Source organism: Pseudorhizobium halotolerans (genome assembly GCF_902153235.2).
In the GTDB taxonomy this organism is placed as follows: Bacteria; Pseudomonadota; Alphaproteobacteria; order Rhizobiales; family Rhizobiaceae; genus Neorhizobium; species Neorhizobium flavum.
This window is the reverse complement of sequence record NZ_CABFWE030000016.1, coordinates 55792-81300: the sequence shown is the minus strand read 5'-3', so window position 1 is coordinate 81300 and position 25509 is coordinate 55792. Positions and strand designations below refer to the sequence as shown.

Below are 25509 nucleotides of genomic sequence, written 5' to 3'. Positions count from 1 at the left end.
GTGAACGGACCTGATAATGCTGTTGCAAATCCTGGAACGGCTGCGGCGTGGCTGATTGACGTCAATCAAGGATCGCCCGGCATCCATCGCTAATGCTCCTGTCGAAGGAGAATGATGATGATCGAGCCGAAGATGCTGACCGAACCAACCCGCTACCTGTTCTTCACAGGGAAGGGCGGGGTCGGAAAGACATCGCTCAGTTGTGCAAGCGCCATCACGCTGTGCGATAGGGACAAGCGCGTGCTTCTCGTCAGTACCGACCCCGCCTCCAATCTGGACGAAATGCTGGCGACGCCGCTCCGGGATATCCCCACCGCAGTCCCATCCGTTCCCGGCCTTCACGCCATGAACATCAATCCGGAGGCGGCCGCTGACGGTTATCGCGAGCGCGTGCTGGCACAAATGGCCGCCGACGCCTCCGACAATGAACGGAACACTGTCCGGGAGCAGCTCTCGGGAGCCTGCACGACCGAGATCGCGGCGTTCGACGCATTTGTGGGGCTTCTTGCGGAGGATATGTCGGAATTCGACCATATCGTCTTCGATACCGCACCCACGGGGCACACCTTGAGGCTTCTCAGCCTACCGAAGGCATGGACGGGTTTCCTGGAAGGAAACGATCGGGGCGCATCCTGTCTGGGGCCGCATTCCGGCCTGAAGATGCAGGAGGTGCGCTTCCGGGCGGCGCTTGCATGCCTGGGAGACCAGGCGCGGACAACGATCGTCCTGGTTGCCCGTCCGGATGCGAGCGCTCTTCGCGAGGCCACGCGTACATCCGCGGAGTTGTCGGCTCTCGGGCTGAGGAACCAACTGCTCGCGATCAACGGCCGCTTCCGTGCGACGAAGATCGATGATCCGATTGCGGTGGGTATAGAGCAAGCCCAGGATTCCGCGCTTTCAACGATGCCAGTTGCGCTGTCGACGCTTCCACGCGACGAGTTTCCGATGCTGCCCTTCGACATGGTCGGCCTCGACGCCTTGCGCGCCTTGGTCACGCCCGGATCACCTGTGGTGGCGGCCTCAGGGTCGGTGGAGGAGGCTAGGCTCGGCCTGCCGCCCTTGGGTACGCTTGTTGACGAGATCGCGGAAGGTGAAAAGGGCCTCGTCATGGTGATGGGGAAGGGGGGCGTGGGAAAGACGACAGTCGCTGCTGCGATTGCAGTCGGCCTCGTGGAACGTGGCCATGCCGTTCATCTCACGACTACCGATCCGGCAGCACATCTGTCCTTTGTGGTCGAGGGAGCGATGCGCGGACTCACGATTGACCGGATAGACCCCGTGGCCGAGACGAAACGGTATATCGACAAGGTGATGGCCTCCCGGGGCCGCGATCTCGACGAGGAGGGCAAGGCACTGCTTCGGGAGGATCTCGAATCTCCGTGCACCGAGGAGGTGGCTGTCTTCCATGCCTTCTCCAGGATCGTGGCAGAAGCCCGCGACGCCTTCGTGGTCATAGATACCGCCCCCACGGGCCACACGCTCCTCCTCCTGGATGCGACGGGGGCCTATCACCGCCAGATGACGCGACAGATGGAAACGGTCGTTCCTGGTCGGATCGTCACGCCACTGATGCGCCTTCAGGATCCGGACTATACTCGCGTCATCCTCGTTTCCCTTCCGGAAACAACGCCGGTCTCCGAAGCGGCGATGCTGCAGGAAGACCTGCGGCGCGCGAAGATCGAGCCCTATGGCTGGGTCGTCAACAGGACCATGTCGGCGAGTGGGACTACGGATCCGCTTCTGCAGTCGCGGCTTGCGGGAGAAAGGGCCCAGATCGACCGAATCAAGCACCAGTTAGCCGAGAGAGCCTATATCCTGCCGTTCCAGGCCGTTCCCCCAGTGGGCATCGAGGTTCTGAGGAGACTTTCCGGCAAGGGATGAGGTAAGCTGGATACCTTCGCTCTCAAGCGAAACTCGCCCCGTTCTCCGCACGCCCGGTTGCAATCTCCATCCGGCTGCGCTAGTTACTCTTCAATATTTCAAGGACCGTAGAAATGTTGAATCGGAAGCAGGCACTTGGGGCCTTCAGTGCCCTCTCACAGGAGACCCGCCTCTCGATCGTGAGACTGCTCGTGGTCGCAGGGCCTGACGGCATGGCGGCGGGTTTGCTCGCCGAAAAGGCAGGCGTCTCTCCTTCCAACATCTCCTTCCATCTGAAGGAACTCGAACATTCAGGGCTGGTGTCCCAGCAAAGGGAGTCCCGGTCGATGATCTACCGCGCGAATATCGGGATGCTTGGAGACCTGGTTCGCTTCCTGATGGAAGATTGCTGTGCCGGGCATCCGGAAGTGTGCGCGCCTGCGGTTCAGGCGGCCTCCTGCAGAGCGCCCGTTGAAGCCACGTCGTGAGCTCATGAAGTCATCCGGCTGCCAGTGCTGAGCCGGAAACCAGATGTCTGTCATCCGCCTTTACCGAGGACAAAGTCATGTCGGACCGCCTCTACAATGTTCTGTTCCTCTGCACGGGCAATTCCGCCCGCTCCATCCTTGCCGAAGCCATCCTGAACAAGGAGGGCCGTGGACGCTTCAGGGCATTTTCTGCCGGGAGCCAGCCGAAGGGCGAGGTGAACCCGCATGCCCTCAGGGAGCTGGCCGTTCTCGGCTATCCGACGGAAGGGTTTTCCTCGAAGAGTTGGGAGGTCTTCGCCGAACCTGGCGCTCCCGAGATCGATTTCATCTTCACGGTCTGCGACAGCGCGGCCGGCGAATCATGCCCGGTCTGGATCGGCCATCCGGTAACCGCTCATTGGGGCGTCGAGGACCCGGCATCCGCTGTTGGAACGGAAGCGGAGGTGCAGCGTGCTTTCGCTCGGGCTGCCCGCTTCCTGAAGAACCGCATCACGGCATTCCTCGCCCTTCCGCTCCAATCCATCGACCGGATGGCCCTGGAGGCGAAGCTGCGGCAGATCGGCTCCATGGAGGGAAGCACGAACCTGGAAGGAAAGGCGTCCTGACATGTCGACGTTCGAACGATATCTCACCCTCTGGGTTGCCCTCGCGATTGGTACGGGCATCGCTCTTGGCTCAATCTTTCCCGATCTGTTCCGGTTGATCGGCGCGGCCGAAATCGCAAAGGTCAACCTGCCGGTCGCCGTCCTGATCTGGCTGATGATCATTCCCATGCTGATGAAGATCGACTTCGCGGCGATCCGCGAGGTTGGAAGGCATTGGCGCGGGATGGGTGTGACACTGTTCGCCAACTGGGCGGTCAAGCCGTTCTCGATGGCCGTGCTCGGCTGGATATTCATCGGCTGGCTCTTTGCACCTCTGCTGCCCTCCGACCAGATCGACAGCTACATCGCCGGCCTGATCCTGCTCGGAGCCGCACCCTGCACAGCCATGGTGTTTGTCTGGTCCAATCTCACGCGGGGTGACGCTCCCTTCACGCTCACGCAGGTTGCGCTCAACGACGCCGTCATGGTTCTCGCCTTCGCGCCCATCGTTGCGATCCTGCTCGGGGTATCCTCGATCGTCGTGCCGTGGGAAACCCTGCTGATCTCGGTCGCCCTCTTCATCGTGGTTCCGGTCGTCGTGGCGCAGGTGCTGCGGCGGATTCTGGCCGGCGGGGATGGTCGCGCCCTGCAACGCTTCCAGGACAAGATCCAGCCGCTGTCGATCGGCTCGCTGCTTTTGACGGTGGTGCTGCTATTCGCCTTTCAGGGCACCCAGATACTGGCGCAGCCGGTCGTGATCGCGATCCTCGCCGTGCCGATCTTCCTGCAGACCATCTTCATCTTCGGCTTCGCCTATATGCTCAACCGCATGACGGGGGAGATGCATTGCGTCGCCGGTCCCTCCGCCCTGATCAGCGCATCGAACTTCTTTGAGCTGGCCGTGGCAACCGCAATCAGTCTCTTCGGCTTCACTTCCGGGGCCGCACTTGCCACCGTTGTCGGTGTTCTCATCGAGGTTCCGGTGATGCTGATGCTGGTGGCGATCGTTAACCGATCGAAGGGCTGGTACGAGGCTGCACCCTCCGTTTCCCGCAACACGCTCAGCGAAAGGGCATGACCATGGACGTCACCATCTATCACAATCCTGCCTGCGGAACGTCGCGCAACACGCTCGCCCTGATCCGGGCTGCCGGGATCGAGCCGAAGGTCGTCGAGTACCTCAAGACGCCTCCGACACGCGACGAGTTGGCGAGGATGATTGCGGATGCAGGGCTGACGGTCAGGCAGGCGATCCGGGAAAAGGGGACGCCCTATGCGGAACTTGGCCTCGATAGACCGGACCTGACCGATAAGCAGTTGCTGGACGCAATGCTGAAGGACCCCATCCTCATCAACCGACCGTTTGTCGTGACACCCTTGGGCACGCGGCTTGCCCGCCCCTCCGAGGCTGTCCTCGACATCCTGCCGGAGACGTTCAAGGGGGCCTTCGTCAAGGAGGACGGCGAGCAGGTCCTGGACGAGAGGGGCAAGCGCATTGGCTGAGTCATTTCCTGCCCTGGACGAAGGGCATCTCCACGCAATAGACCTCGAAAGCTTGCGGCCCCCGTTCTCGACACACAAGCCCCGTATCCTCATCCTCTATGGGTCTCTCCGCGAGGTCTCCTACAGCAGGCTGCTTGCCCACGAGGCGAGGCGCCTGCTGGAGCGCCTGGGCTGCGAAGTGCGGATGTTCGATCCGAAGGGGCTGCCGCTTCCGGACGAAGCGCCTGCGAGCCATCCGAAGGTCCAGGAGCTCCGGGAACTCTCCGAGTGGTCCGAGGGGCAGGTGTGGGTCAGCCCCGAACGGCATGGTGCAATGACCGGCATCATGAAGGCGCAGATCGACTGGATTCCCCTGTCACTTGGGTCGATACGCCCGACGCAGGGCAGGACGCTTGCGGTGATGGAGGTTTCCGGCGGCAGCCAGTCCTTCAATGCCGTGAACCAGATGCGCATACTTGGCCGCTGGATGCGGATGATCACCATCCCGAACCAGTCGTCAGTGGCTCGAGCCTATCAGGAATTCGATGCGGACGGCAGGATGAAGCCTTCCTCCTATTACGACCGTGTCGTGGATGTCTGCGAGGAACTGGTGAAGTTCACGATACTCACGAGAGACGCATCCTCCTATCTAACGAACCGCTATAGCGAGCGGAAGGAAGATGCGGCGAAGCTCGAGAGCAGAGTGAGGCTGAGCTCCATCTGATTATTTCGAGGATTGTGGAAATATCGTTGACGGCAGATCATGTCGCTATTAACCTATTTCCATGATCATCGAAAAAGTCGCATCTCAGCTGGAAGCCTTGGGAAACGTCACGCGCCTGCGGATTTACCGCGTGCTGGTGCGCGCCGGTGAAGAGGGCCTGCCTGTCGGGCGGCTCCAGGAGAAGCTCGACATTCCGGGATCGACGCTGTCGCACCATCTGAAGCGCCTCGTCGAGACGGGTCTGGTCGTCCAGGATCGTCAGGCGACGACGCTCATCTGCACTGCGCACTACAAGCACATGAACGACCTGATCGGCTATCTCGTCAACGAATGCTGCGCCGACCAGGGGTGTGGCCAGGCGGCGACACGAGTGGCTGGCTGATGAAGTTTTTCGGCGTATATTTCCATAATTCCGGAAACACCGTTGGAGATCTGCGATGACGGCTACTGAGATCCTTCCTATCGCGGTGCTTGGAGCAGGTCCTGTCGGTATGGCAGCCGCCGCCCGGCTCATCGAGGCCGGTCTCACTCCGTTGATCCTCGAGCGCGGCAGCTCGGTCGGCACATCGCTCCTCGAATGGGGTCATGTGCGGGTGTTCTCGCCGTGGAAATATAATGTCGATGACGCTTCACGACGGCTCCTCGACGCAGAAGGATGGGCCGCTCCTTCCCCGGTCGCCTTGCCGACTGGGCGCGAGATCGTCGAGGAGTATCTGGTACCTCTGTCACGTGTTCCCGCCATCGCGCGCACGTTGAAGCTCGGGGCGACCGTGACGGCCGTCGCGCGAGTGGGGCTGGACAAGGTCTCTTCGACGAGAAGGACGGACGCGCCGTTCCTCATTCGATATCGTGATAAGAACGGCGAGCAGGAGGTCACCGTGCGGGCGGTGATCGACGCCTCTGGGACATTGTTGCGGCCCAATCCGATGGGTGTGAACGGCCTGCCGGTTCTCGGGGAAGACGATTGCGACCGGATTTCCTATGGCATTCCGGATGTTGCGGGGGAGAGGCGGTCCGAGTTCCTCGGAAAGCGGACGCTCGTCGTCGGGAGCGGCCATTCGGCCATCAATGTCGCCCTTGCCTTGCTCGAGCTGCAGGAGGCTGATCCATCCACTGTCATCTACTGGGCGCTTCGACGTCACGGCGTCGAGAGACTGCTCGGGGGCGGATTGAACGATCAACTTCCGGAGCGGGGAGCCCTCGGCCTGAAGGCGAAGGCTGCCATGGAAGCAGGTCACCTCCGGATGCTGACCTCCTTTTCGGCGACCAAGGTGACAACCACGGACGATCGGATTGTTGTGGCGGCAATGGCCGAGGGCAGTCCGGTGGAACTGGACCTGGACCGGATCGTCGTTGCCACGGGCTTCCGACCTGACTTCTCCTTCCTGCGCGAAGTGCGCATCGAACTTGATCCTGCGGTCGAAGCGCCCCCGGCACTGGCTCCACTCATCGACCCAAACCTGCACTCCTGCGGTACCGTACCTCCGCATGGCGTCGATGAACTGGCGCACCCGGAGAAGGACTTCTACATCGTGGGTTCGAAGTCATACGGAAGAGCGCCGACCTTCCTCATGAAGACCGGCTATGAACAGGTGCGCTCGGTCGTCGCCGAACTGGCGGGTGATCCCGTTGCCGCACGCCGTATCGAACTGGTGCTGCCGGAGACGGGCGTCTGTTCGGTCTCTCCATCCCCATCCACGTCCTCTACGTCTACCGGATGCTGCGGTGGCCCAGCTCCATCGGCGGTGGACGCCTGCTGCGCTGCCGATGCGGAAGCGAAAGCCGAAGGCAGGTCGGGCTGCGGCTGCGGATCGGCGACGGTCGAAGTCGAGCGGGCATGATGCCGGATGGGCAGAAGCTGCCGATATGGGCACTTGTCGGCCTCGGCGCATCACAGAATATCGGCTACGGCACGCTCTACTACGCCTTCAGCGTCCTGGTCCCCGATATTGCAGATGACATTGGCAGGTCGGAGCAATGGGTGTTCGGCGCGTTCTCCGTCGCCTTGCTCGTCGGGAGCCTTGCAGCACCCTTGTCCGGACGTCTTGCGGACAGGATCGGCGCGGGACGTCTCATGGCCATCGGCTCCTTCCTTGCCGCTGTCTTCCTGGTGGCGATGGCAATGTCGTCGGGTCCACTTAGCTTCGCGGTCGCGCTGACATTGACGGAGGTGGTATCGTCAGCGGTTCTCTATGCGACAGCCTTCACCGCCATCGTTCAGGCGGGCGGCAGAAAGGCGCAGACCTCCATCGTGCACCTGACGCTGATTGCCGGCTTCGCATCATCGATGTTCTGGCCGTTGACGTCCTGGATGCATGGGTTTCTCTCCTGGCGTGAGGTCTATCTCGTCTTTGCCGCCATGAACCTCATGGTCTGCGTTCCCGTTCATCTTGCTCTTTCGCGACTGACCACCAGCGCCGTCAAAGGTTCGGCTCCTGCAGTTCCTTCCGGATTGCCGACGACACCGGCCGGCAACAGGAACCGCCTCTTCCTGCTGATGCTGTTCGGCTTCGCCATCGAGGGATATGTGCTGTCGGCCATCCTGGTCCACATGGTTCCGCTGACGCAGGCGCTGGGCATGGGGGCCGCAGGGCTTTTCGTTGCGTCGCTCTTCGGACCGTCGCAGGTCGCCAGCCGCCTGATCAACCTCTTCTTCGGCCGTGAGTTGCCGCAGAGGTGGCTCGCGATCATTGCGGCATCGCTGATTCCGCTCGGCCTCGCAATCCTGATGATGACGACGCCTTCCATCTCCGGTGCTGCCGTCTTCGCCATCTTCTTCGGCCTCGGGTCCGGGCTGATCAGCATCGTCAGCGGGACCCTCCCGCTGGAGCTGTTCGGAAAGGAGGGCTACGGGGGGCGTATCGGCTGGGTCACGTCGGCAAAGCAGATGACGTCGGCGATCGCGCCAATCGCCATGTCGCTTTCGCTGGCGGGGATTGGCGTCGGCGTCTCGATCTGGCTGACGGCAGTGATCGGGATCGTAGCGGCCGCAGCCTTCCTCGCGATTGCCGTTTCTGTTCGACGGGGGAGGGTGCTGGTCACGGCATCGGTCCCCGGATCGGAACAGGTGGCGCGCTAGCCCGGCACCACCGCCCCCAGATTCCGGTAGAGGATGTAGGCCGCGACGATGAAGATGAGGGCTGCGAACAGGCGATTGAGGACATTCTTGTAGGCGCTGAGTTGTGTGGCGAGGAGCATGCCCAGCACGCCTCCGACGATGCCGCCGCCGATGAACTCCGCTGCGAGCCACCAGTCGACGAGTCCCGAGCTTGCATAGTTCAGGGCGGTTGCCAGCCCGAATGCGCCGACGGAAAGGAGCGAGGTGCCGATGGCGTTGATCATCGGCATGCCCGTCGCCAGCATCAGCCCGGGAACGATCAGGAAGCCCCCGCCGATGCCGAAGAAGCCGGATGCTGCGCCAGCGGCGAGTGCCACTGCCGCAGTGGTAAGGCACATCCTGAGATCGACGGGCCGGCATTCCGTCGTCAGCGCCTTCCTTGGCTTCAGCATCAGCACGCCGACAATGACCATCAGGACGCCGAAGAGAAAGATCAGCCGGTCGCCACCCATCGCCTTGCCAAGGCTGGAGCCGGCAAGCGCGCCGATGACGCCGAGTGCGGAGAAGACGGCGGCACACCGCCACCAGACGTGACCCTTGAATGCGTGGCTTGCGAAGTTCGCAAAGGCGTTCACCGATACGGCAAGCGCGCCCGTTCCGATGGCGACATGCGGCTGTGCCACCCCGACGACGTAGAGGAGGAGTGGGGTGGCAAGAATGGATCCGCCGCCGCCGAGCAGGCCGAGCATGAAGCCGACGATCCCGCCGGAGCCGACGGCTGCAAGAACCGAAGTGCTCACGACCGGTTTCTCCATACCCGGTCATGCAAGGTCATGCCGGCCAGCATGGCGACAACGAACAGCGCCGTCTGGGGAAGTCCGATCGACAGCGACGCGACGGCCGGACCCGGGCAGAAGCCGCCGATCCCCCAGCCCAGGCCGAACAGGGCCGAGCCGATCAGGAGCGGCGCATCGATCCGGTTGTTCACCGGCAGGTGAAAGCGGTCGCCGAGGACCGGACGCCGCATTCGCTTCATTGCCTGCACTCCGACGAAGGCGACGATCACGGCGCCTCCGAGAACGAAGGCGAGGCTCGGATCCCATGCTCCGAAGACGTCTAGGAACCCCTGGACGCGAGCCGGATTCAACATGCCGGACAGGGAAAGTCCCAAGCCGGAGACGATACCGGAAGCGAGCGCTGCGGCGAACTGGTAGACATTCCTGCTCATATACTCAGCCCTCGCAAGGTCGCCACGGCGACAACACCGGCCGTCAGGAAGGTGGCAACTGCCGCCATGGAACGGCGGGACAGGGTCGCGAGGCCGAGCACGCCGTGGCCGCTGGTGCAGCCTGAGCCCATCCTCGACCCGAAGCCGACCAGCAGTCCTGCGACGATGATCAGTGGCCAGCCGACGGTAATCTCGGCTGCCGGAAAGCCGCCGAAGGCGAGCATGTAGACGATTGGTCCGAGCAGCAGCCCGAGCACGAAGGCGAGATTGGTGGTCAGTCCGATGCCCTGAGCGAGGCGGCCGACGATCCCGCTGATGCCGGCGATCCGTCCATTGAGGAGCAGGAGCATGACGGCCGACGCGCCGATCAGCAGTCCTCCGCTCAAGGAGAGGAGATAGGTGTTCATTCTCATTCTTTCACGCAAAAGATGTCATAGAGGGCGGCAACCAGCTGGGCAGCCTTTTCTTCCGTCAGGTGATAGAAGACCTGCTTTCCCTTCCGACGGGTTTCGACGATGCCGGAGCCGCGCAGCACGGTCAGGTGCTGCGACAGATGCGGCTGGTGGACGTCGATCTTGTCTTCCAGTTCGCCGACCGAATACTCCCCTTCCACCAGCGCGCACACGATCATGAGGCGCGCTGGGTGGGAGAGCGTCTTCAGGAGGTTTGCAACCTCTGCCGCGGGCAGGGCGAGATCAGCCGGGGACATTCCCGGCTTCACAAGTCCATCAAGCTCGATGTTCATTCCCAGGCTGCTCCCTGCAAGGCATCGAGCGGGAACCTGAGGTAGCGCTTGCCATTGGATTCCGGCTCCGGAAGACGGCCGCCACGAATGTTGACCTGCAGCGCATGCAGGATGAGCTTCGGCATTGGCAGCGTCTTGTCACGCTTCGTCCTGAGCGCCACGAATTCTTCTTCCGTCACGCCTGCAAGATGCGGATTTGCCTTCTTCTGCTCGGCGACGGTGCTTTCCCAGCGGGGTGCCCGCCCGTTCGGCTGGTAGTCGTGGCCGGTGAAGATCCGCGTTTCGTCTGGAAGCGCCAGGATGTCCTGGATCGACTTCCACAGGATGCGCGCATCACCTCCCGGGAAGTCGGCGCGGGCAGTGCCGCTGTCGGGCATGAAGAGCGTGTCATGCACGAAGGCTGCATCGCCGATGACATAGGTGATGGAGGCCAGCGTGTGTCCCGGAGAGAAGAGCACCTTCGCGTCGATCGACCCGACCTTGAAGGTCTCGCCATGGGCAAACAGCTGATCCCACTGCGAGCCGTCGGTGGCAAGTCCGGGCCAGTTGTAGATGCCCTTCCAGAGCTTCTGGACGTCCACGACGCGTTCTCCGATGGCCGTCTTGGCGCCGGTCTTTTCCTTCAGATAGTGTGCTGCGGAAAAGTGGTCGGCATGCGGGTGGGTGTCGAGGATCCATTCGACCGTCAGCCCTTCGTCGCGGATGTAGTCCAGGATTGCATCTGCGTTGATGGTCGCCGTCGCGCCTGACTTCTCGTCAAAGTCGAGCACCGGATCGATGATGGCGCACTTGCGGGTCGTGGGATCGGAGACCACGTACTGAACGCTCCAGGTGCGCTTGTCGAAGAAGCCCTTCACATGCGGCCGGCGAGCAGCGTGCTTCTCTAGCCACTGGGCAGCGGCGCTCGTATCGTAGCCGCGGCTGCGTCCGAACCCGACCACCTCGTCGGCAGACATGCGGCCGTCAAGAACTTCTCCGATCAGATAGAGGTTCAGCGATCGAGTGCCGCTCTTGCAATGGGCCAAGACGGGACCTTCGGCTTGATCGACGGCACGTCGGAAAGCCCGTACGTCCGCCTCAGTGATCGTGCCACCCGTAACGGGGATGAAGGCATAGGACAGGCCGCAGTGTTTCGCTTCCTGCGCTTCCGCCTGCGTTCCTGGCTGATCCGGATCCTCGTCGTCCGGACGATTGTTGATCAGCGTCTTGAACCCCTGCTCGCGAAGCGACTGGATGTCATCGAGGCTCGGCTGCGACGAGACCGACAACTTTTCGGAAATGGTGGTAATCTTCACGTTCAGCTCCGTGTTCACATCATTATATGGAATTACATATTGTAAAAATGATATCCTTCAAGGTCAGGCTCGGAACTTTGTGCTCCTCCTATAGTTCCCGGGCAGAGGAGAATGACCATGGCCACGACAGCGAACCGGGTGAGCGCCCAGACATCAGACGAAATCAATCGACGCCTGCGTTGGCAGATGGAAGAGAGGCTCGCCTATTACGAGGCTCATCCCGACCAGATCGAAGCGCGGCTGGCGGAGCTCGACAGGGAGTGGGATGTCGAACGAACGCTGGAGGCAATTGCTTCCACCCTGGCCTTCACGGGGACGGTCCTGGCGGCCACGGTGGACCGTCGATGGCTGGCCTTGCCTGCCATTGTCACGGGGTTTCTCTTCCAGCACGCCGTCCAGGGCTGGTGCCCACCGCTGCCAATCCTCCGCAGGCTTGGCTTCCGAACAGCAGAGGAGATCAATCAGGAACGTTATGCGCTGAAGGCGCTGAGGGGCGACTTCGAGGCAAAGGATGGCAACAGGTTCGATGCTGTCCTGCGTGCCGTGGGCCTGAGACGAGGTAGCCCATGACAGCGGCGTCCGTCGGTCCGGAAGAGGCTGGTCGCGGTGGCTTGCCCGCAACGCTGATCTGGGCCGGATACGCGCTGGGCTTCGGGCTAGGTGGATTCTTCGACGGGATACTGCTGCATCAGATCCTGCAATGGCATCATCTCCTGAGCGGCCTGGAGGAGGCGCGTCAGGACATCCGCCTTCTGATCCTGACAGATGGTCTTTTCCACGCTCTCATGTATGCCATCGCCGCGGCGGGGTTCTGGCTGCTGTGGCGTTCTCGCGCTGCCTTCGCTGCCAGCGGTGCAGACAGGCTTCTGTTCGCGAACGCGATGATCGGTTTCGGCGCCTGGCACATCCTCGACAGTGTCCTTTCCCACTGGATACTGGGAATTCACCGGATCCGGATGGACGTCGAAAACCAGCTGTTCTGGGACCTCCTCTGGTTCGTCGTCTTCGGCCTCGTCCCCTTGGCCCTTGGCGCCTACTTGCGCCGGAACGGTAATGGAGGCGGCGGGCGCCGGGTGCCGAAGGGACCGGCCGGACTGGCCTTAGCGGTCCTCATCGCAGGCGCCCTCGCAGCGCTGCCTGCCCCAGACGACGGGACCGTGATGGTCGTGTTCGGTCCCGGCACCACTCCGGCACAGGCCATCGAGGGACTTGAGGCGAGCGGCGGACGCCTCCTTTGGTCCCACGCGTCCGAGACGGTCTGGGCTGTCGACATTTCCGGTGGAGGGGATGCGAACCGGTTCTACGACCATGGAGCCCTCCTGATCAGCAATTCGATCCTGCCCGCAGGATGTCTCGACTGGACTCAGCTCTAAGGCCGTCGATGAGGCGCGAGTTTCCACGAGAACCGACGAGACGGTCCATTAGCTCCTGCAAACGGGACCGGCGATAGCGCTAGCTCCGTACCTTGTCGGGATTCGACTTCGACCGAAGCGTAGTCACAAGCTTCCAGCCGAGTCCTATGGCGACGGTCCCCGTAACCAGGAACCACGTCAGGGATCCGAGGATATTTTCCATCGCTGCAACGCTGCTGCTGAAGAGCATCCCGGCACCAAGATAGACGGAAACCCAGACGAACTCCCCTGCGATCACGAGAAAGGAGAACCTGACCCACGAGTAGCGGGTGAGGCCGGAATAGAGGTTGACCCAGGGACCGAGCGGACTGAGCAGCCAACGACTGAGAAAGATGCCGAGATCGCTCCAGCGACTCTGGAAGGCCGCGGCTCTGGCAAGCGATGTGGCCAGCCAGTCCGGTCCGCCGCTCCTTTGCTCGAGAAAACCGGAACCAAGCCTGCCGATCATGTAGCCGGCCTGGTCTCCGGCGACCGCTCCACCGAAGCCGATGAGGAAGTAGGGGAGGATGTCCATGTCTCCATGCTGGATGAAGGATCCGAGCGCCATCATCACGAGCGAGCTGGGAATGGGCAGACCCACGCAGCTCGCCATCAGGATCGCGGCAAGGCCTAGCGCGCCATAGTCCTGGACGATGGCGATGAGCTGTTCCGGCACCTACGGCTCCTGTCCCAAGGCAGGGGCTTCCGCGGCCTTCCGCTTTTCCTCGGCGATCGCCGCTTCCAGCAGTGTGCGGATATCTGCGAACCGCTTGTTCTGCTCCCGTGCAATCTCTCCCAGCGGACGGCGATCCCGTATATCGGTCGGAAGACCTAGCGCGCCGAGGAGCGCGGCGGGGGCGACCTGATGGGAGCGCGCGACATACCCCACCCACATCCACTCCTCGATGGGTTCGTCGCGATGGGATGCCCAGTACAGGGTGTGGATGAGAAGCCGAACCCCGAAAAATATCGCTGCTGAGAGCGCCAGCAGGAATGCTCCGCCCAGGACAAGAAGCCGTCGACGGCTGAGGTTCGATCTCAAGCTGCCCCCACGAGATACTCCACGCGATGCCACAAGGCCTCGCTCCCGCCCAGCGTGAAGGAGCCGAGCCTACCACCGCCTTATTCCGTTGGAATGAGTGATAGCCTGGGCGACCGAGGCTGTCGATCGCCGGTCGTTTTCCCGGTCATCGAGCGCATGCTTAATCGCCGGTCGTTTCGTCCACGATCTCTTCAAGAAGAGTATTCACCTCGTCGCGGCCGTCACCGGCGGGCAAGCGGCGGAAGCCGACGCGTACCGTTCCCGGAGCCGTCTCGGCTTCGTAGGCAAAGAGGACATAGGGGCAGAAGCCGATATTCTCCAGATCAGCTTCCATCGCCTTGCGAGAGACCGTTGCCGAGCAGAACTGCATGAACTCGGCATTGCGATAAAGTGCTTTTGCGGCACCGACATCATCAGCTGTCCGCGCCAGCATATCGCCGATCCGGCCATGGTAGTCCACCACATAGCCTCGATTGACGATTGCATCCTGCAGGTCAGCCACGACGTCTTCAAACGCCGCGTCCGTCTCGCGGATCGTCAAAGGGGAATCCTGCGCACTGGCTCCCATCGGCGACAGCGCCAACCCGGCAACAAGACATGCGTACATCCACCTGGTCATGAGTTCCTCCCGCTCGCGAGACCGCTGAGGACACTCTAGCTCAATGGAATGAAATATGCAAAAATATATATGTATTAATGGTGGAGGAATATGAAGTGACCCCGAACAGATTAAGCGCTCTCGGCAGACGCCACTTTCTCATGGCCACTGCCTTGGCCGCAGGTTCCACGCTCATGCCGTTCCGCAGTCTTGCGGTCACGCGGCAGCAGGTGGGCAACGGCGAGTTGATCGTCATCAGCGACGGGGCGCTTTCGTTGCCGATGAACTTTCTCTACCCGGACGTCCCGAAGGAGGAGCTCGAGGCCTTCCTGAAAGCAAACGACCTGCCCACGGACGCATTGCAGCCGCCCTGCAACGTCACCCTGCTGCGCCAGGGCGACCGGCTCGCCATCTTCGACGTCGGGTCGGGAGCGAACTTCATGCCGACAGCGGGGAAGCTTCTCGAAAACCTGGCTGCTGCGGACATCGATCCGGCCGAGGTCACGGACGTGCTGTTCACGCACGCCCACCCCGATCACCTCTGGGGGGTGACGGACGACTTCGACGAGCTCGTCTTTCCCGAAGCGCGATACCAGATCGGTGAGGCGGAATGGGCCTATTGGTCGTCCAAGGATACGCTGGACAGCGTCCCAGCGGACCGCCAGACCTTCGTGATCGGGGCGCAGAACCGCTTCGCCGCGATCGAGGACAAGGTGGAGATGATCAAGCCGGGGCAGGAGGTGTTGGCCGGAGTGGAGGCGATCGACACGTCCGGTCACACGCCGGGTCATCTCTCGTTCCTGGTGCATGGCCAGGGAGCGGGTACGCTGATCGGCGGCGATGCGCTGAGCCACGCCACCATCTCCTTCCAGCATCCGGAATGGCGAACCGGCAGCGATCAGGACCCCGACAAGGGAGTGGAGACGCGCCGCCGCCTGCTTGACCGGCTCGTCGCCGACAAGCTGCACCTGATCGGGTATCACTTCGACCATTCCGGCGCAGGTGCCGTCGAGGCGAAGGATGGAGCCTACGCCTTTGTGCCGCTTGCATAGGCGGGCGTCAGGCTCCGGCGGCGTTGGAGCGGAAGGCGGCCAGGCCGGAGCCTTCGATCAGGTAGGCTAGTCCGATCCGGGCTCCGAATGCGATCGAGATGAAGACCAGCGGCGCTGACAGTGCCAGCGCCGACACGGCCGTGACGCCTTGACCGATGGTGCAGCCCATCGCAAACACGCCTCCTATGCCCATCAAGGCTGCGCCTGACAGATGCCTGCCCAGTTCGCGGGCATCGTCACAGGCTTCCCAGCGCACGGTGTGATGCGCCAACGCATGAATGGTGGAGCCGAGCACCACGCCGACGACGAGACCGACGCCGTAGTCGGGGACGGTGCCGGTAAACGCCACCAACTGCATCAGGGTGTCGGCAACCGGAACAACGAAAGAGGCAGCCTCGATCTGGACGATCTCGAAGGATTGCTCCGAGGCGAGGGTCGTGGCGACCCAGCCGAAGCTGATGATGGCGCCGATAACGACACCGGCTGCGATTGATCTTGGCCGACGTCGATAGGTGCCATCGGAGAAGATCCAGAAGAGAAGAGGTGCCGCCACCAGGAGTGTGACGAGGATGCTGAGATCAACTCCCGCGAAATAGCTGGCGATCAGACCCAGCGACTGGCCGCCGGCAAAGCCGAAATCGATGGCGAGATTGTCGATGATGTAGACCCGCCCCTGTGCAATCAGTCCCTTCTGGGCTGAAAGGGCAGTCACGGCCAGCACGAGAAGGACGATGAGGGATCTCAGGCTTCCACCGCCGAGCCTCACGAGCGCACCGAAGCCGCAAGTGCCGACGAGAGCCATGCCCATCCCGAACATCAACCCTCCGAGGATGGCGCCGGTCCAGGCAAAGCTCGAATGGACATAGAAGCTCTCGTTGATGGCGGCGAGTTGAAATAGCTGGAGCGTCTGGCTGAACAGCAGCGCCGATGTGGCTGCCAGGATCCAGGTGCGCAGGCCGGTTCCGTCGCCGACATACCAGTATCGCTCGAGTGCGGACATCGTGCAGAAGCGCTGGCTCCTGGCGACGTAACCAAGGAGGGTGCCGGCGAGCAGGCCAGCCAGAGGCAAGAACCAGGCTGATGAGGCGATTTCCTCCATCGAACTCCTCCTGCAGACCGAGATCTGCCTTTCTCGGCAATTGCCGCTCTGTCGAGGCCGTCAGGCTTCGCTTTCGCTATTCCTGACAGGTGCGCAGAACAGGTCGTATAGGGTGCCGATAACCGGGGCGACTTCCGTGCTGGCGAGCGAATAGTATATCACGCGGCCATCCCGGCGCGTATTCACCAGTCGATCGAATCGCAGGCGTGCCAGCTGCTGGGAGACGGCGGCCTGGGTCATGCCCATAATCTCTTCAAGCTCCGAGACGGACCTTTCCCCCTCAGTCAAAAGGCAGAGAATGACCAGTCGGTCTTCGTGCGATAGCGCCTTCAGCAGTTCGCTGGCCTTGCGCGCCTGGGCAAAGAGCTTTCCTCGCTCCTCCTGCGTCTGCAGCGTGCTGAACTTGGGGAGGCTCATGCGAATGCTCCTGGGGTCACGTCTCCGGTGGCGCGGCTAGCTTTCGTGGATAGCTAGTCTTTGGGAAGCCTGTCAATGAGTTCACCGATCTGAAACCAGAAGAACTCGTCGCCGGGATATCCCCGCAAGCGCCCCAGTTCCTTGCCGTCATCGATGAGGATGAAGGTTGGCGTGAACCGCTCCGGTTCAAGTTTCGGAAGGTCCTCCGGCCACGGCTGCGTGATGTCGACCCGGCGAAGCGGTGCGCGCGCGCCTTCTGCAGTGCGCGGCCAGGCCGGCGCGATCTCGGCGTTGAACTTTGCGCACCAGGGGCAGCCCGGCTGCTCCAGCATGATCAGCTGCGTCTGGGCATCCGCTCGCACCGGCAGTGCAAGAGCCGAAAGAAGTGCCAGCAGGAGAATTGTGCGGTGAAGGATCGAAAGCGTCATTTGCAATACATAGCAATTTCTGAATACATAGGACAGTCAATAGTGCGGCGTGTTCGGGAGGAATTGCATGCTTGACGTCGGTCTGTGGGGGGCGTTCCTGGCGGGGCTTCTCTCCTTTGTGTCGCCTTGCGTCCTGCCCATCGTGCCGCCCTACCTCGCATGGCTTGCCGGCGTGAGCTTCGATCGCCTCAAGGACAGCAATCCGGGTGCAGCCGAACGTCGCCAGATCGTGCTGTCGGCGGTGTTCTTCGTGCTTGGCTTTTCAACGGTCTTCGTCGCGCTTGGTGCGACTGCCAGCGTCATCGGCAAGACGATCGCGCAGTATTTCGATGTGTTGTCCGTCATCGCGGGCGTCCTCATCATCCTGATGGGCCTGCACTTCCTGAAGGTCTTCCAGATCGGCCTGCTCTACAGGGAAGCGCGCGTCCAGGTGGCGTCCAAGCCTGCCGGATTTGCCGGCGCCTTCGTCATGGGCCTGGCCTTCGCCTTCGGCTGGACCCCCTGTGTGGGCCCGGTTCTTGCCGCCATTCTCTTCGTCGCAGGCGGGGAGGGGACGGCGGCAAAGGGCAGCCTGTTACTCGCGGCCTACTCGCTGGGGATCGGCCTTCCCTTCATTGCATCGGCCGTCTTCGCCAGCCGCTTTCTGGACTGGGCGGCACGGTTCCGGAGGCACATGCGCAAGGTGGAGATTGCGCTCGGCGTGTTCCTGATCATGACCGGCATCCTGTTCGTCACAGGGCAGATGTCGGCGATAGCATTCTGGCTGCTGGAGACCTTCCCGGTCTTCCAGTCCATCGGATAGGAGGAGAGAAGATGTTGAAGTTTCTAGGCCTGACCCTGCTAGCGGTCATGGTGGCGAGCCTGCCTGCCCGTGCAGTGACTGTGGGCGAAGATGGTCTTCATAAAGAGGACTGGTTCTCGATGACGTTCCGCGACATCAAGGAAGATGTCGCGGACGCGAAGGCCGCGGGAAAACGCCTCGCGATCGTCTTCGAACAGCGCGGCTGCATCTACTGCCGGGAGATGCACGAGAAGATCCTCTCCGACCCGGAGGTTCGTGACTACATCAAGGCGAACTTCATGGTGGTCCAGTACAACATGTTCGGCGACGAGGAGGTGACGGATCTCGACGGAGAGACGCTGACCGAGAAAAGTGCTGCGCGGAAGTGGGGCTATGTCTTCACGCCGACCATCGTCTTTTTCCCCGAGGAAGTGACCGGCGATGTTCCTGTCAGCGAGGCCGCCGTTGCGACCATGCCGGGCGCCTTCGGGAAATGGACGTTCCTCAACATGTTCCGGTGGGTTCGCGAGAAGGGCTATGAGGGGGACGAGCACTTCCAGACCTATCACGCGCGCATCATCCAGGAATTGCGGGCAGCGGGCAGGCTGGGTGCGGAGGAATAGCTGCCGACAGAAACATTCAAGAAATCATATTTATCTATTGATAGCTGCAGGGCATGAAGCTATCGTTTCGGTCAAGACTCGAGCCGCCGTTCAGGTTCGACGAGTTTGGGAGGACTCGACACATGCATCGCTTCTTCGTCTGTGCCGTCATGGCCGGTGTTCTCGGCTCGCAGGTCGCGATAGCGTCCGACATCGCGCCCACTGATGTGAAATTCGAGGACACGAGCATCGGTCAGTCGCTGACGGGCGTGCCGGGCAACCCGGAGGAAGGCGCCAAGGTGCTCGCCAATCGAGGCCTCGGCAACTGTCTTGCCTGTCATGCGGTGACGCCGCTCGAGAGCGAGCAATTCCATGGCAATGTCGGGCCATCCCTCGACGGTGTGGCTGATCGGTGGTCGGCCGAGGAACTGCGGGCGATCGTGGTGAATGCCAAACACATATTCACAGAACAAACCGTCATGCCGGCCTTCTACAGCCTCGACTACGGGATCAACCCCCGCAAGGATCTGGAGGGTAAGACCATCTTGACGGCGCAGCAGGTCGAAGACGTGGTCGCGTATCTCGGTACGCTGAAGGAACCCGAGTGAGATTTCCGGAAAGAGGAGAAGAATTATGAGTATCAGCAGGCGTCAGATGCTCGGCGTTTCAGCCGGCTTTGCGCTGATGTCGGTAGCGGGCACGCGCATTGCCCTCGCCGATGTCGAGGCGACGGACAAGTTCATCATGGAGTTTACCGGCGGCAAGAAGCCGGAGACCGGCAAGATCACCCTTACCGCCCCGGAGATTGCGGAGAACGGCAATACGGTGCCGGTGTCGGTCGAGGTGGAAAGCGCGATGACCGACGGTGATCTGGTGGAATCGGTCCTGCTCGTTGCAGACGGCAATCCCAACCCAGACGTTGCGACCTTCCATTTCACCGCGATGAGCGGAACTGCGGCAGCCACCACTCGCATGCGCCTTGCGAAGACGCAGAACGTGATCGCCGTCGCCAAGATGGCAGACGGCTCGGTCTTCATGGACAAGAAGGAAGTCAAGGTCACCATCGGCGGCTGCGGCGGCTGACGGAATCGACAAGGGAGTAATTTGAGATGGCAGCAAAACCAAAGCCGCGGATCAAGGTGCCGAAGGAAGCCAAGGCAGGCGAGGTGATCTCGCTGAAGACCCTGATCAGCCACGAAATGGAATCCGGTCAGCGGAAGGACAAGGACGGCAACGTCATCCCGCGCAAGATCATCAACAAGTTCGCCTGCGAGTTCAATGGCGCACCGGTCTTCTCGTGCGACATCGACCCGGCAATTTCGGCGAACCCCTATTTCGAATTCACCGCCAAGGTGAGCGAAAGCGGCACGTTCAAGTTCACCTGGACCGATGACGACGGCTCTGTCTACACGGACGAGCACGAGATCACCGTCAACTGAGACATGCCCGCCGGAATCCGGCGGGCTTCGCAATCCGGTTCGCCTGAGGGCGGTGTTATCTTGGGAGGGGTAACGATGAGGAAAATTTCTGTCCTGGTGCTGGCCGGAATGTCATCGATTTCGAGCTTGGCAGTGGTCGCTTATGCCGACCCGGTCGACGACAGCCTGGAGATCGACGGCACGCCGATCATCACGCGCGCCAAGGCACCCGAGGGGCATCCCTTCGACGAAGTGCTGTCGGGCTGGCTGTTCCGGGAAGCTGAGACGCGGGCGACGGAAGCCGATTCCTTCGCCAATCCTGGCATGTTGTCGGTCGAGCGGGGCGAGGAAATCTGGAACACGGTGGAAGGCGCCGCAGGGAAATCCTGCGCCTCCTGCCATAACGACGCGTCGGAAACGATGAAGGACGTGGGCGCGCACTTTCCCAAATGGGATGCCGCTGCCAACAAGCCGAAGAACCTCGAGCTGCAGATAAATCACTGTCGAACCGAACAGATGGGTGCGGAGCCTTACAAGTTCGACGCCGAGGGGCAGGTGGCGCTGACGACCTATATCAAGCACCAGTCGCTCGGCACACCCGTCTCGATCGACCTCAAGGAAGGCGAGATGCAATCCTGGTGGGACAAGGGCAAGGAGCTCTATTACACGCGCACCGGTCAGCTCGACTTCTCCTGTGCCTCCTGCCACGAACAGAGCATGGGCAAATACATACGGGCGGACCATCTCAGTCAGGGGCAGAACAACGGCTTCCCGACCTATCGCTTCAATACCGGCGGCATGGTCTCCCTGCACAACCGCTTCCGCGGCTGCATCCGTGACACCCGTGCTGAAATGCCTGCGGCATTCTCCGATGAGTTGATGGCTCTGGAGGTTTACGTGACCTGGCGTGGGACAGGTCTCTCCGTCGAGACGCCGGCCGTTCGCCAGTAGTCGCCGATACAAACATAGATGATTTTGTAAGGGTGCAGCATGAGCTGCACCCGCTAAGGAGTTCATGATGTTTTCACGTCGAGAGATGCTCATGGGTGCAGCCGCCCTGTCGGCAATCCTCGGGTCCGGCCTCGCCGGCCGGTGGTCGCGCGTGGCGGCGCAACAGTCCCTGTCGGAGCAGGACCTGTTGGCTTTCGAGCCCCTCGGCAATGTCACCATCCTGCACCTTACGGACATCCACGCCCAGCTTATGCCGGTCTACTTCCGGGAGCCTTCGGTCAATCTTGGCGTCGGTAGCGTCGCTGGCTTGCCGCCGCATGTTTCGGGAGCGGACTTCCTGAAGCTCTACGGCATCGAGCCGGGCACCCCCGAGGCCTATGCCTTCACGTCGGAAGACTTCGTGTCGCTCGCGAGAAGCTACGGCAAGATGGGTGGTCTTGATCGGATCGCCACCATCGTGAAGCAGGTGCGCGCCGAGCGCGGCGAGGACGTACTCCTCCTCGATGGCGGAGACACATGGCAGGGCAGCTACACGTCGCTCCAGACCAAGGGGCAGGACATGGTCGATGCCATGAACAGCCTTTCGCCGGACGCCATGACGGGGCACTGGGAGTTCACCTACGGTACGGAGCGCGTCCAGGAAATCGTCGATGGCCTGCCGTTCCCCTTCCTCGGCAGCAACATCTTCGACGCCGAATGGGACGAGCCGGCCTTCGATGCCTACAAGATGTTCGAGAAGGGCGGCGCCAAGATTGCCGTCATCGGTCAGGCCTTTCCCTATACGCCGATCGCGAACCCGCGTTGGATGTTCCCCAACTGGTCGTTCGGCATCCGCGAGGAAGAGGTTGCGAAGAACGTGGCCGCGGCCCGCGAGGAGGGAGCCGACATTGTCGTGCTGCTCTCCCACAACGGCTTCGACGTGGATCGCGCGCTTGCCTCGCGTGTCGAAGGGATCGATGTCATCCTCACGGGCCACACCCATGACGCAATCCCTGAGCCGGTCATCGTTGGCAAGACCCTGCTGATCGCGTCGGGATCGCACGGCAAGTTCGTGACGCGCCTGGACCTCGACGTGCAGGATGGTGCTCTCAAGGGATATCGCCATAAGCTGATCCCGGTCTTCTCCGACGTCATCAAGCCTGACGCCGATATGGCGAAGCTCATTGCCGACATTCGGGCGCCGTATGAGGCCGAGCTGTCGCGCGAGCTGGCCACCACGGAGAGCCTGCTTTACCGCCGCGGCAATTTCAACGGCACCTTTGACGATCTCATCTGCCAGGCTCTGCTTGATGTCCGGGAAGCGGACATTTCGCTTTCGCCGGGCTTCCGCTGGGGCACCTCCGTGCTGCCCGGCCAGAAGATCACGGTGGAGGATGTGCATAACGCATGTTCGATGACGTATCCCAGCGCCTACCGCAACACCATGACCGGCCAGACGCTGAAGGATGTGCTGGAGGACGTGGCCGACAACCTGTTCAACAAGGATCCCTACTATCAGCAGGGTGGCGACATGGTCCGTGTCGGCGGCATGGGCTATGCGATCAATCCGGAAGGCGAGATGGGTTCGCGCATTTCCGCAATGACGCTGCTCAAGACCGGCGAGCCGATCGAGGCGTCGAAGGAATATACCGTGGCTGGCTGGGCATCCATCAACGAGGCAACTGAAGGGCCAGCAATCTGGGATGTGGTCGAGGAGTTTCTTGCCCGCAATCCGGTCGTGACGGTCGAGGAAAATCGGTCGGTCAAGGTGGAAAGCCGCAAAATCTAGGCTCATGCCGCATTGGCAGGAGTAGCGCGCCCTGATATATAGGAAAAATTGAATGTTTATCTGTGTCATCTGTTCGGGAGGAACTGATGAAGTCTGACACCAAACCCACCCGCCGATCCTTCCTGCGAGCAGGGCTTGCAGGCGGCGCTGCGATCGCGGGGGGCGCAGGCGGCGCCTTCGCAGCCGGCGATCCACTGATCACCGAGATCCAGGACTGGAACCGTTACCTCGGTGAGGGAGTGGATGCCCGTCCCTATGGTTCGCCATCGCAGTTCGAGGCACACGTCGTTCGCAAGAACGTCCCTTGGCTGACGTCGGATGCGGTTTCCTCCGTCAACTTCACGCCGCTGCATGAATTGGACGGCATTGTCACGCCGAGCGGGCTCTGCTTCGAGCGACACCATGGCGGGATTGCAGAAATTGATCCGGCCCAGCACCGCCTCATGATCAATGGCATGGTCGAGAAGCCGCTCGTCTTCACTATGGCGGACCTCAAGCGTTTTCCGCGCGAAAACAAGCTCTACTTCCTGGAATGCGCTGCCAATTCCGGCATGGAATGGCGGGGCGCGCAGCTCAATGGCTGCCAGTACACCCATGGCATGATCCATTGCGTCATGTATACGGGCGTGCCGCTGCGGACGATCCTGGAGGAAGCCGGGGTCAAGCCGGAGGGCAAGTGGCTGCTCGCCGAGGGTGCGGACGCCTCCGCGATGACGCGCTCCATCCCGCTGGAGAAGGCGATGGAGGACTGCATGGTTGCCTTCGGCATGAACGGTGAGGCTCTGCGTCCCGAGCAGGGCTACCCGATCCGCCTCGTCGTTCCCGGTTGGGAAGGCAATATGTGGGTCAAGTGGCTGCGCCGGCTGGAGATCGGTGACGAGCCGTGGCATCAGCGCGAGGAGACGTCGAAGTACACGGATCTTCTCCCCAATGGGAAGGCTCGCCGCTTTACCTACGTGATGGATGTGAAGTCCGTCATCACAACACCCAGCCCCCAGGCGCCCATCACGCACGGCAAGGGGCCACTGGTGATCAGCGGGCTTGCCTGGTCCGGGAATGGCCGCATCAAGCGCGTCGACGTGACGACGGATGGCGGCCGCAACTGGCACACCGCCCGGATTGACGGGCCGAGCCTGCCGAAGGCGCTTCACCGCTTCTACTACGAATTCGACTGGGATGGTTCTGAACTGTTTCTGCAGTCGCGTGCTATCGACGAGGATGGATTTGTTCAGCCGACGAAGGACGAGCTGCGATCGGTCCGCGGAGCAAATTCCATCTACCATAACAACGGCATCCAGACGTGGTACGTCAACAAGGACGGAGGCATCGAAAATGTCGAGATCTCTTAAGACGATCGCGGTTCTGGGCTTCGCCGCATTCGCAGGCGCGACCAGTGCATTGGCGGACGATCCGGAAGCCGGCAAGAAGGTCTTCGCCAAGTGCGCGGCCTGTCATGCGGTGGGAGAGGGGGCAAAGAACAGGGTTGGCCCGCATCTCAATGACGTGATCGGTCGCAAGGCCGGGGCGGTCGAGGACTACAAGTACTCGAAGGCGATGAGCGAAGCCGGCGCGGGCGGACTAGTCTGGGATGAGGACAACCTCAAGGCCTATCTCGCCAATCCGCGCGGCCTCGTCAAAGGGACGAAGATGGCCTTTGCCGGCCTCAAGTCCGAAGATGATCTGAGCAATGTCATCGCCTATCTCGAGACGTTTTCGGAGAAGCAGGCGTCAGCCGCCACGCCACCAGAGACGGTAACGGAGCCCGAGGCAGAAGCGGCAGAGGATGTGGCGGAAGCGACGCCTTCCGCGGCCCCGCAGGATGCTTCCGACACTGCGGAGACATCGGCGGGCACGGAGCCCGGGGCGGGTAAGCACTTCAACCTCGGCCGCGCGGCAACGCCGGAAGAGGTCGCTGCATGGGATGTCGACGTGCGCCCGGACGGCCTCGGTCTGCCCGAGGGTCGCGGAACCGTGGCCCATGGCATGGAAATCTATGACGAGAACTGTGCCTCCTGCCATGGCGATTTCGGCGAGGCGGTCGGACGTTGGCCGGTTCTCGCCGGTGGCCAGGGAACGCTTCAGGCGGAACGTCCGGAAAAGACGATCGGCTCGTATTGGCCCTATCTATCCACAGTCTATGACTATGTGCGGCGGGCCATGCCATTCGGCAACGCACGCTCCCTTTCCGACGACGACGTCTACGCGCTCACCGCCTATCTGCTCTACCTCAACGATGTCGTGACGGACGAGGAATTCGAGCTGTCCAAGGAGAACTTCACCGAGATTCAGTTGCCGAATGAACCCAATTTCATCGACGACGATCGCCGGGAAGAGCCGTTCTATGCGGAGAAGAAAGAGCCGTGCATGGAAAATTGCCGTCCCGGCAAGGCAGAAATCAGCATGCACGCTGCCATCCTCGACGTCACTCCGGAGGACGCCGGCGAAGACGACCAGCCAGCCGGTGGCGGTATCGATTGATCTGCTGAGGCCCAGGACGC

Annotated in this window: 32 protein-coding genes; 21 read left to right on the top strand and 11 right to left on the bottom strand. The window is 61.8% G+C overall.

Annotation, left to right across the window (positions count from 1 at the left end; genetic code table 11):
* Positions 1–117 precede the first annotated feature (117 nt).
* The 9 genes from arsA (at position 118) to arsK (ending at position 8217) form a co-directional block, all read left to right on the top strand.
* The gene (arsA, locus tag FN060_RS20590; protein WP_142589830.1) at positions 118–1881 is read left to right on the top strand and encodes an arsenical pump-driving ATPase; all 1764 of its coding nucleotides are present in this window, start codon (positions 118–120) and stop codon (positions 1879–1881) included.
* A 116-nt stretch (positions 1882–1997) separates the two neighbouring features.
* Positions 1998–2348 carry an ArsR/SmtB family transcription factor gene (locus FN060_RS20585; protein ID WP_142590136.1) on the top strand — a complete coding sequence of 117 codons (351 nt, stop codon included), beginning with the start codon at positions 1998–2000 and terminating at the stop codon, positions 2346–2348.
* 77 nt (positions 2349–2425) lie between these two features.
* Entirely contained in the window at positions 2426–2953 is a 528-nt protein-coding gene (locus FN060_RS20580) for an arsenate reductase ArsC (RefSeq protein ID WP_142589829.1), read from the top strand.
* A 1-nt stretch (position 2954) separates the two neighbouring features.
* A complete protein-coding gene (arsB, locus tag FN060_RS20575; RefSeq protein WP_142589828.1) occupies positions 2955–4010 on the top strand; it encodes an ACR3 family arsenite efflux transporter in 1056 nt (351 codons plus the stop codon).
* 2 nt (positions 4011–4012) lie between these two features.
* Positions 4013–4435, top strand: a complete 423-nt coding sequence (arsC, locus tag FN060_RS20570) for an arsenate reductase (glutaredoxin) (protein ID WP_142590135.1) — start codon at positions 4013–4015, stop codon at positions 4433–4435.
* Positions 4428–5138 carry an arsenical resistance protein ArsH gene (arsH, locus tag FN060_RS20565; RefSeq protein WP_280514349.1) on the top strand — a complete coding sequence of 237 codons (711 nt, stop codon included), beginning with the start codon at positions 4428–4430 and terminating at the stop codon, positions 5136–5138. The genes arsC and arsH overlap by 8 nt, the downstream gene beginning before the upstream one ends.
* A 61-nt stretch (positions 5139–5199) precedes the next feature.
* Entirely contained in the window at positions 5200–5520 is a 321-nt protein-coding gene (locus tag FN060_RS20560; protein ID WP_142589827.1) for an ArsR/SmtB family transcription factor, read from the top strand.
* 55 nt (positions 5521–5575) lie between these two features.
* Complete coding sequence (locus FN060_RS20555; protein WP_142589826.1) at positions 5576–6979, top strand: FAD-dependent oxidoreductase; 1404 nt, start codon at positions 5576–5578, stop codon at positions 6977–6979.
* Positions 6976–8217: an arsenite efflux MFS transporter ArsK gene (gene arsK, locus FN060_RS20550; protein ID WP_183949958.1), complete on the top strand. Its 1242-nt coding sequence runs from the start codon at positions 6976–6978 to the stop codon at positions 8215–8217. Before FN060_RS20555 ends, arsK begins: the two co-directional genes overlap by 4 nt.
* Here the strand turns inward: arsK and FN060_RS20545 are convergent.
* The 5 genes from FN060_RS20545 to blh are packed head-to-tail and all read right to left on the bottom strand — an operon-like array spanning position 8214 to position 11464.
* Positions 8214–9011: a sulfite exporter TauE/SafE family protein gene (locus tag FN060_RS20545; RefSeq protein ID WP_142589825.1), complete on the bottom strand. Its 798-nt coding sequence runs from the start codon at positions 9009–9011 to the stop codon at positions 8214–8216. The genes arsK and FN060_RS20545 overlap by 4 nt on opposite strands.
* Complete coding sequence (locus FN060_RS20540) at positions 8993–9424, bottom strand: YeeE/YedE family protein (RefSeq protein ID WP_142589824.1); 432 nt, start codon at positions 9422–9424, stop codon at positions 8993–8995. Before FN060_RS20540 ends, FN060_RS20545 begins: the two co-directional genes overlap by 19 nt.
* Complete coding sequence (locus FN060_RS20535) at positions 9421–9831, bottom strand: YeeE/YedE family protein (protein ID WP_142589823.1); 411 nt, start codon at positions 9829–9831, stop codon at positions 9421–9423. The genes FN060_RS20540 and FN060_RS20535 overlap by 4 nt, the downstream gene beginning before the upstream one ends.
* Before the next feature lie 2 nt (positions 9832–9833).
* Positions 9834–10169, bottom strand: a complete 336-nt coding sequence (bigR, locus tag FN060_RS20530; protein ID WP_425312205.1) for a sulfite-sensing transcriptional repressor BigR — start codon at positions 10167–10169, stop codon at positions 9834–9836.
* On the bottom strand, positions 10166–11464 hold the full coding sequence (gene blh, locus FN060_RS20525; protein ID WP_142589821.1) for a bifunctional sulfur transferase/dioxygenase Blh: 1299 nt from the start codon (positions 11462–11464) through the stop codon (positions 10166–10168). The genes bigR and blh overlap by 4 nt, the downstream gene beginning before the upstream one ends.
* A 117-nt stretch (positions 11465–11581) precedes the next feature.
* Here blh and FN060_RS20520 point away from each other — a divergent pair, with 117 nt between their 5' ends.
* Together FN060_RS20520 and FN060_RS20515 are read left to right on the top strand one after the other, a co-directional pair.
* Entirely contained in the window at positions 11582–12034 is a 453-nt protein-coding gene (locus FN060_RS20520) for a hypothetical protein (protein ID WP_142589820.1), read from the top strand.
* Positions 12031–12837: a DUF2243 domain-containing protein gene (locus FN060_RS20515; protein WP_142589819.1), complete on the top strand. Its 807-nt coding sequence runs from the start codon at positions 12031–12033 to the stop codon at positions 12835–12837. Before FN060_RS20520 ends, FN060_RS20515 begins: the two co-directional genes overlap by 4 nt.
* A gap of 79 nt (positions 12838–12916) precedes the next feature.
* On the opposite strand, the gene FN060_RS20510 is transcribed toward FN060_RS20515, so the two are convergent.
* From FN060_RS20510 to FN060_RS20500, 3 genes are all read right to left on the bottom strand, one after another.
* Positions 12917–13531 carry a DedA family protein gene (locus FN060_RS20510; RefSeq protein ID WP_142589818.1) on the bottom strand — a complete coding sequence of 205 codons (615 nt, stop codon included), beginning with the start codon at positions 13529–13531 and terminating at the stop codon, positions 12917–12919.
* Positions 13532–13897: a hypothetical protein gene (locus FN060_RS20505; protein WP_142589817.1), complete on the bottom strand. Its 366-nt coding sequence runs from the start codon at positions 13895–13897 to the stop codon at positions 13532–13534. It lies immediately after the preceding gene.
* 160 nt (positions 13898–14057) lie between these two features.
* Positions 14058–14516 (bottom strand): DUF302 domain-containing protein, encoded by a 459-nt coding sequence (locus tag FN060_RS20500; protein WP_142589816.1) that lies wholly within the window; start codon positions 14514–14516, stop codon positions 14058–14060.
* 95 nt (positions 14517–14611) lie between these two features.
* Between FN060_RS20500 and FN060_RS20495 the strand changes: the two genes are divergently transcribed.
* A complete protein-coding gene (locus FN060_RS20495) occupies positions 14612–15547 on the top strand; it encodes an MBL fold metallo-hydrolase (protein WP_244665899.1) in 936 nt (311 codons plus the stop codon).
* 7 nt (positions 15548–15554) lie between these two features.
* Here FN060_RS20495 and FN060_RS20490 read toward each other — a convergent pair whose 3' ends face one another.
* Genes FN060_RS20490 through FN060_RS20480 form a run of 3 tightly spaced genes read right to left on the bottom strand, consistent with a single transcriptional unit; the run spans position 15555 to position 17491 of the window.
* Complete coding sequence (locus FN060_RS20490; protein WP_142589814.1) at positions 15555–16646, bottom strand: YeeE/YedE family protein; 1092 nt, start codon at positions 16644–16646, stop codon at positions 15555–15557.
* Between the two features lie 60 nt (positions 16647–16706).
* Positions 16707–17063, bottom strand: coding sequence for an ArsR/SmtB family transcription factor (locus tag FN060_RS20485; protein WP_142589813.1), 357 nt, complete (start codon positions 17061–17063; stop codon positions 16707–16709).
* Between the two features lie 53 nt (positions 17064–17116).
* Complete coding sequence (locus FN060_RS20480) at positions 17117–17491, bottom strand: thioredoxin domain-containing protein (RefSeq protein WP_183949956.1); 375 nt, start codon at positions 17489–17491, stop codon at positions 17117–17119.
* A gap of 67 nt (positions 17492–17558) precedes the next feature.
* On the opposite strand from FN060_RS20480, the gene FN060_RS20475 reads away from it, so the two are divergent.
* The 9 genes from FN060_RS20475 (at position 17559) to FN060_RS20435 (ending at position 25489) form a co-directional block, all read left to right on the top strand.
* Positions 17559–18293, top strand: a complete 735-nt coding sequence (locus FN060_RS20475; RefSeq protein WP_142589812.1) for a cytochrome c biogenesis CcdA family protein — start codon at positions 17559–17561, stop codon at positions 18291–18293.
* A gap of 11 nt (positions 18294–18304) precedes the next feature.
* On the top strand, positions 18305–18895 hold the full coding sequence (locus tag FN060_RS20470) for a SoxW family protein (protein WP_077549549.1): 591 nt from the start codon (positions 18305–18307) through the stop codon (positions 18893–18895).
* 122 nt (positions 18896–19017) lie between these two features.
* Positions 19018–19482: a sulfur oxidation c-type cytochrome SoxX gene (soxX, locus tag FN060_RS20465; protein WP_142589811.1), complete on the top strand. Its 465-nt coding sequence runs from the start codon at positions 19018–19020 to the stop codon at positions 19480–19482.
* Positions 19483–19507: 25 nt separating this feature from the next.
* Positions 19508–19957, top strand: a complete 450-nt coding sequence (gene soxY / locus FN060_RS20460) for a thiosulfate oxidation carrier protein SoxY (RefSeq protein WP_077549547.1) — start codon at positions 19508–19510, stop codon at positions 19955–19957.
* Positions 19958–19983: 26 nt separating this feature from the next.
* Positions 19984–20313, top strand: coding sequence for a thiosulfate oxidation carrier complex protein SoxZ (soxZ, locus tag FN060_RS20455; protein ID WP_142589810.1), 330 nt, complete (start codon positions 19984–19986; stop codon positions 20311–20313).
* Positions 20314–20388: 75 nt separating this feature from the next.
* Positions 20389–21243, top strand: coding sequence for a sulfur oxidation c-type cytochrome SoxA (gene soxA / locus FN060_RS20450; protein WP_142589809.1), 855 nt, complete (start codon positions 20389–20391; stop codon positions 21241–21243).
* Between the two features lie 67 nt (positions 21244–21310).
* Complete coding sequence (gene soxB / locus FN060_RS20445; RefSeq protein WP_142589808.1) at positions 21311–23011, top strand: thiosulfohydrolase SoxB; 1701 nt, start codon at positions 21311–21313, stop codon at positions 23009–23011.
* 86 nt (positions 23012–23097) lie between these two features.
* Entirely contained in the window at positions 23098–24360 is a 1263-nt protein-coding gene (soxC, locus tag FN060_RS20440; protein WP_142589807.1) for a sulfite dehydrogenase, read from the top strand.
* Positions 24344–25489 (top strand): c-type cytochrome, encoded by a 1146-nt coding sequence (locus FN060_RS20435; RefSeq protein ID WP_142589806.1) that lies wholly within the window; start codon positions 24344–24346, stop codon positions 25487–25489. Before soxC ends, FN060_RS20435 begins: the two co-directional genes overlap by 17 nt.
* The last annotated feature ends 20 nt before the right edge of the window (positions 25490–25509 follow it).

Bases quoted from the DNA above. Each gene is read 5' to 3' on its own strand.
- FN060_RS20485 (WP_142589813.1), bottom strand. From the start codon at position 17,063: ATGAGCCTCCCCAAGTTCAGCACGCTGCAGACGCAGGAGGAGCGAGGA.
- arsK (WP_183949958.1), top strand. From the start codon at position 6,976: ATGATGCCGGATGGGCAGAAGCTGCCGATATGGGCACTTGTCGGCCTC.
- bigR (WP_425312205.1), bottom strand. From the start codon at position 10,169: ATGAACATCGAGCTTGATGGACTTGTGAAGCCGGGAATGTCCCCGGCT.
- arsB (WP_142589828.1), top strand. From the start codon at position 2,955: ATGTCGACGTTCGAACGATATCTCACCCTCTGGGTTGCCCTCGCGATT.
- soxA (WP_142589809.1), top strand. From the start codon at position 20,389: ATGAGGAAAATTTCTGTCCTGGTGCTGGCCGGAATGTCATCGATTTCG.
- FN060_RS20480 (WP_183949956.1), bottom strand. From the start codon at position 17,491: ATGACGCTTTCGATCCTTCACCGCACAATTCTCCTGCTGGCACTTCTT.
- arsA (WP_142589830.1), top strand. From the start codon at position 118: ATGATCGAGCCGAAGATGCTGACCGAACCAACCCGCTACCTGTTCTTC.
- soxY (WP_077549547.1), top strand. From the start codon at position 19,508: ATGAGTATCAGCAGGCGTCAGATGCTCGGCGTTTCAGCCGGCTTTGCG.
- soxX (WP_142589811.1), top strand. From the start codon at position 19,018: ATGCATCGCTTCTTCGTCTGTGCCGTCATGGCCGGTGTTCTCGGCTCG.
- FN060_RS20560 (WP_142589827.1), top strand. From the start codon at position 5,200: ATGATCATCGAAAAAGTCGCATCTCAGCTGGAAGCCTTGGGAAACGTC.
- FN060_RS20435 (WP_142589806.1), top strand. From the start codon at position 24,344: ATGTCGAGATCTCTTAAGACGATCGCGGTTCTGGGCTTCGCCGCATTC.
- arsC (WP_142590135.1), top strand. From the start codon at position 4,013: ATGGACGTCACCATCTATCACAATCCTGCCTGCGGAACGTCGCGCAAC.
- FN060_RS20540 (WP_142589824.1), bottom strand. From the start codon at position 9,424: ATGAGCAGGAATGTCTACCAGTTCGCCGCAGCGCTCGCTTCCGGTATC.
- FN060_RS20515 (WP_142589819.1), top strand. From the start codon at position 12,031: ATGACAGCGGCGTCCGTCGGTCCGGAAGAGGCTGGTCGCGGTGGCTTG.
- soxC (WP_142589807.1), top strand. From the start codon at position 23,098: ATGAAGTCTGACACCAAACCCACCCGCCGATCCTTCCTGCGAGCAGGG.
- FN060_RS20535 (WP_142589823.1), bottom strand. From the start codon at position 9,831: ATGAACACCTATCTCCTCTCCTTGAGCGGAGGACTGCTGATCGGCGCG.
- FN060_RS20490 (WP_142589814.1), bottom strand. From the start codon at position 16,646: ATGGAGGAAATCGCCTCATCAGCCTGGTTCTTGCCTCTGGCTGGCCTG.
- FN060_RS20580 (WP_142589829.1), top strand. From the start codon at position 2,426: ATGTCGGACCGCCTCTACAATGTTCTGTTCCTCTGCACGGGCAATTCC.
- FN060_RS20470 (WP_077549549.1), top strand. From the start codon at position 18,305: ATGTTGAAGTTTCTAGGCCTGACCCTGCTAGCGGTCATGGTGGCGAGC.
- FN060_RS20555 (WP_142589826.1), top strand. From the start codon at position 5,576: ATGACGGCTACTGAGATCCTTCCTATCGCGGTGCTTGGAGCAGGTCCT.
- FN060_RS20500 (WP_142589816.1), bottom strand. From the start codon at position 14,516: ATGACCAGGTGGATGTACGCATGTCTTGTTGCCGGGTTGGCGCTGTCG.
- FN060_RS20545 (WP_142589825.1), bottom strand. From the start codon at position 9,011: ATGGAGAAACCGGTCGTGAGCACTTCGGTTCTTGCAGCCGTCGGCTCC.
- FN060_RS20520 (WP_142589820.1), top strand. From the start codon at position 11,582: ATGGCCACGACAGCGAACCGGGTGAGCGCCCAGACATCAGACGAAATC.
- soxZ (WP_142589810.1), top strand. From the start codon at position 19,984: ATGGCAGCAAAACCAAAGCCGCGGATCAAGGTGCCGAAGGAAGCCAAG.
- FN060_RS20475 (WP_142589812.1), top strand. From the start codon at position 17,559: ATGCTTGACGTCGGTCTGTGGGGGGCGTTCCTGGCGGGGCTTCTCTCC.
- soxB (WP_142589808.1), top strand. From the start codon at position 21,311: ATGTTTTCACGTCGAGAGATGCTCATGGGTGCAGCCGCCCTGTCGGCA.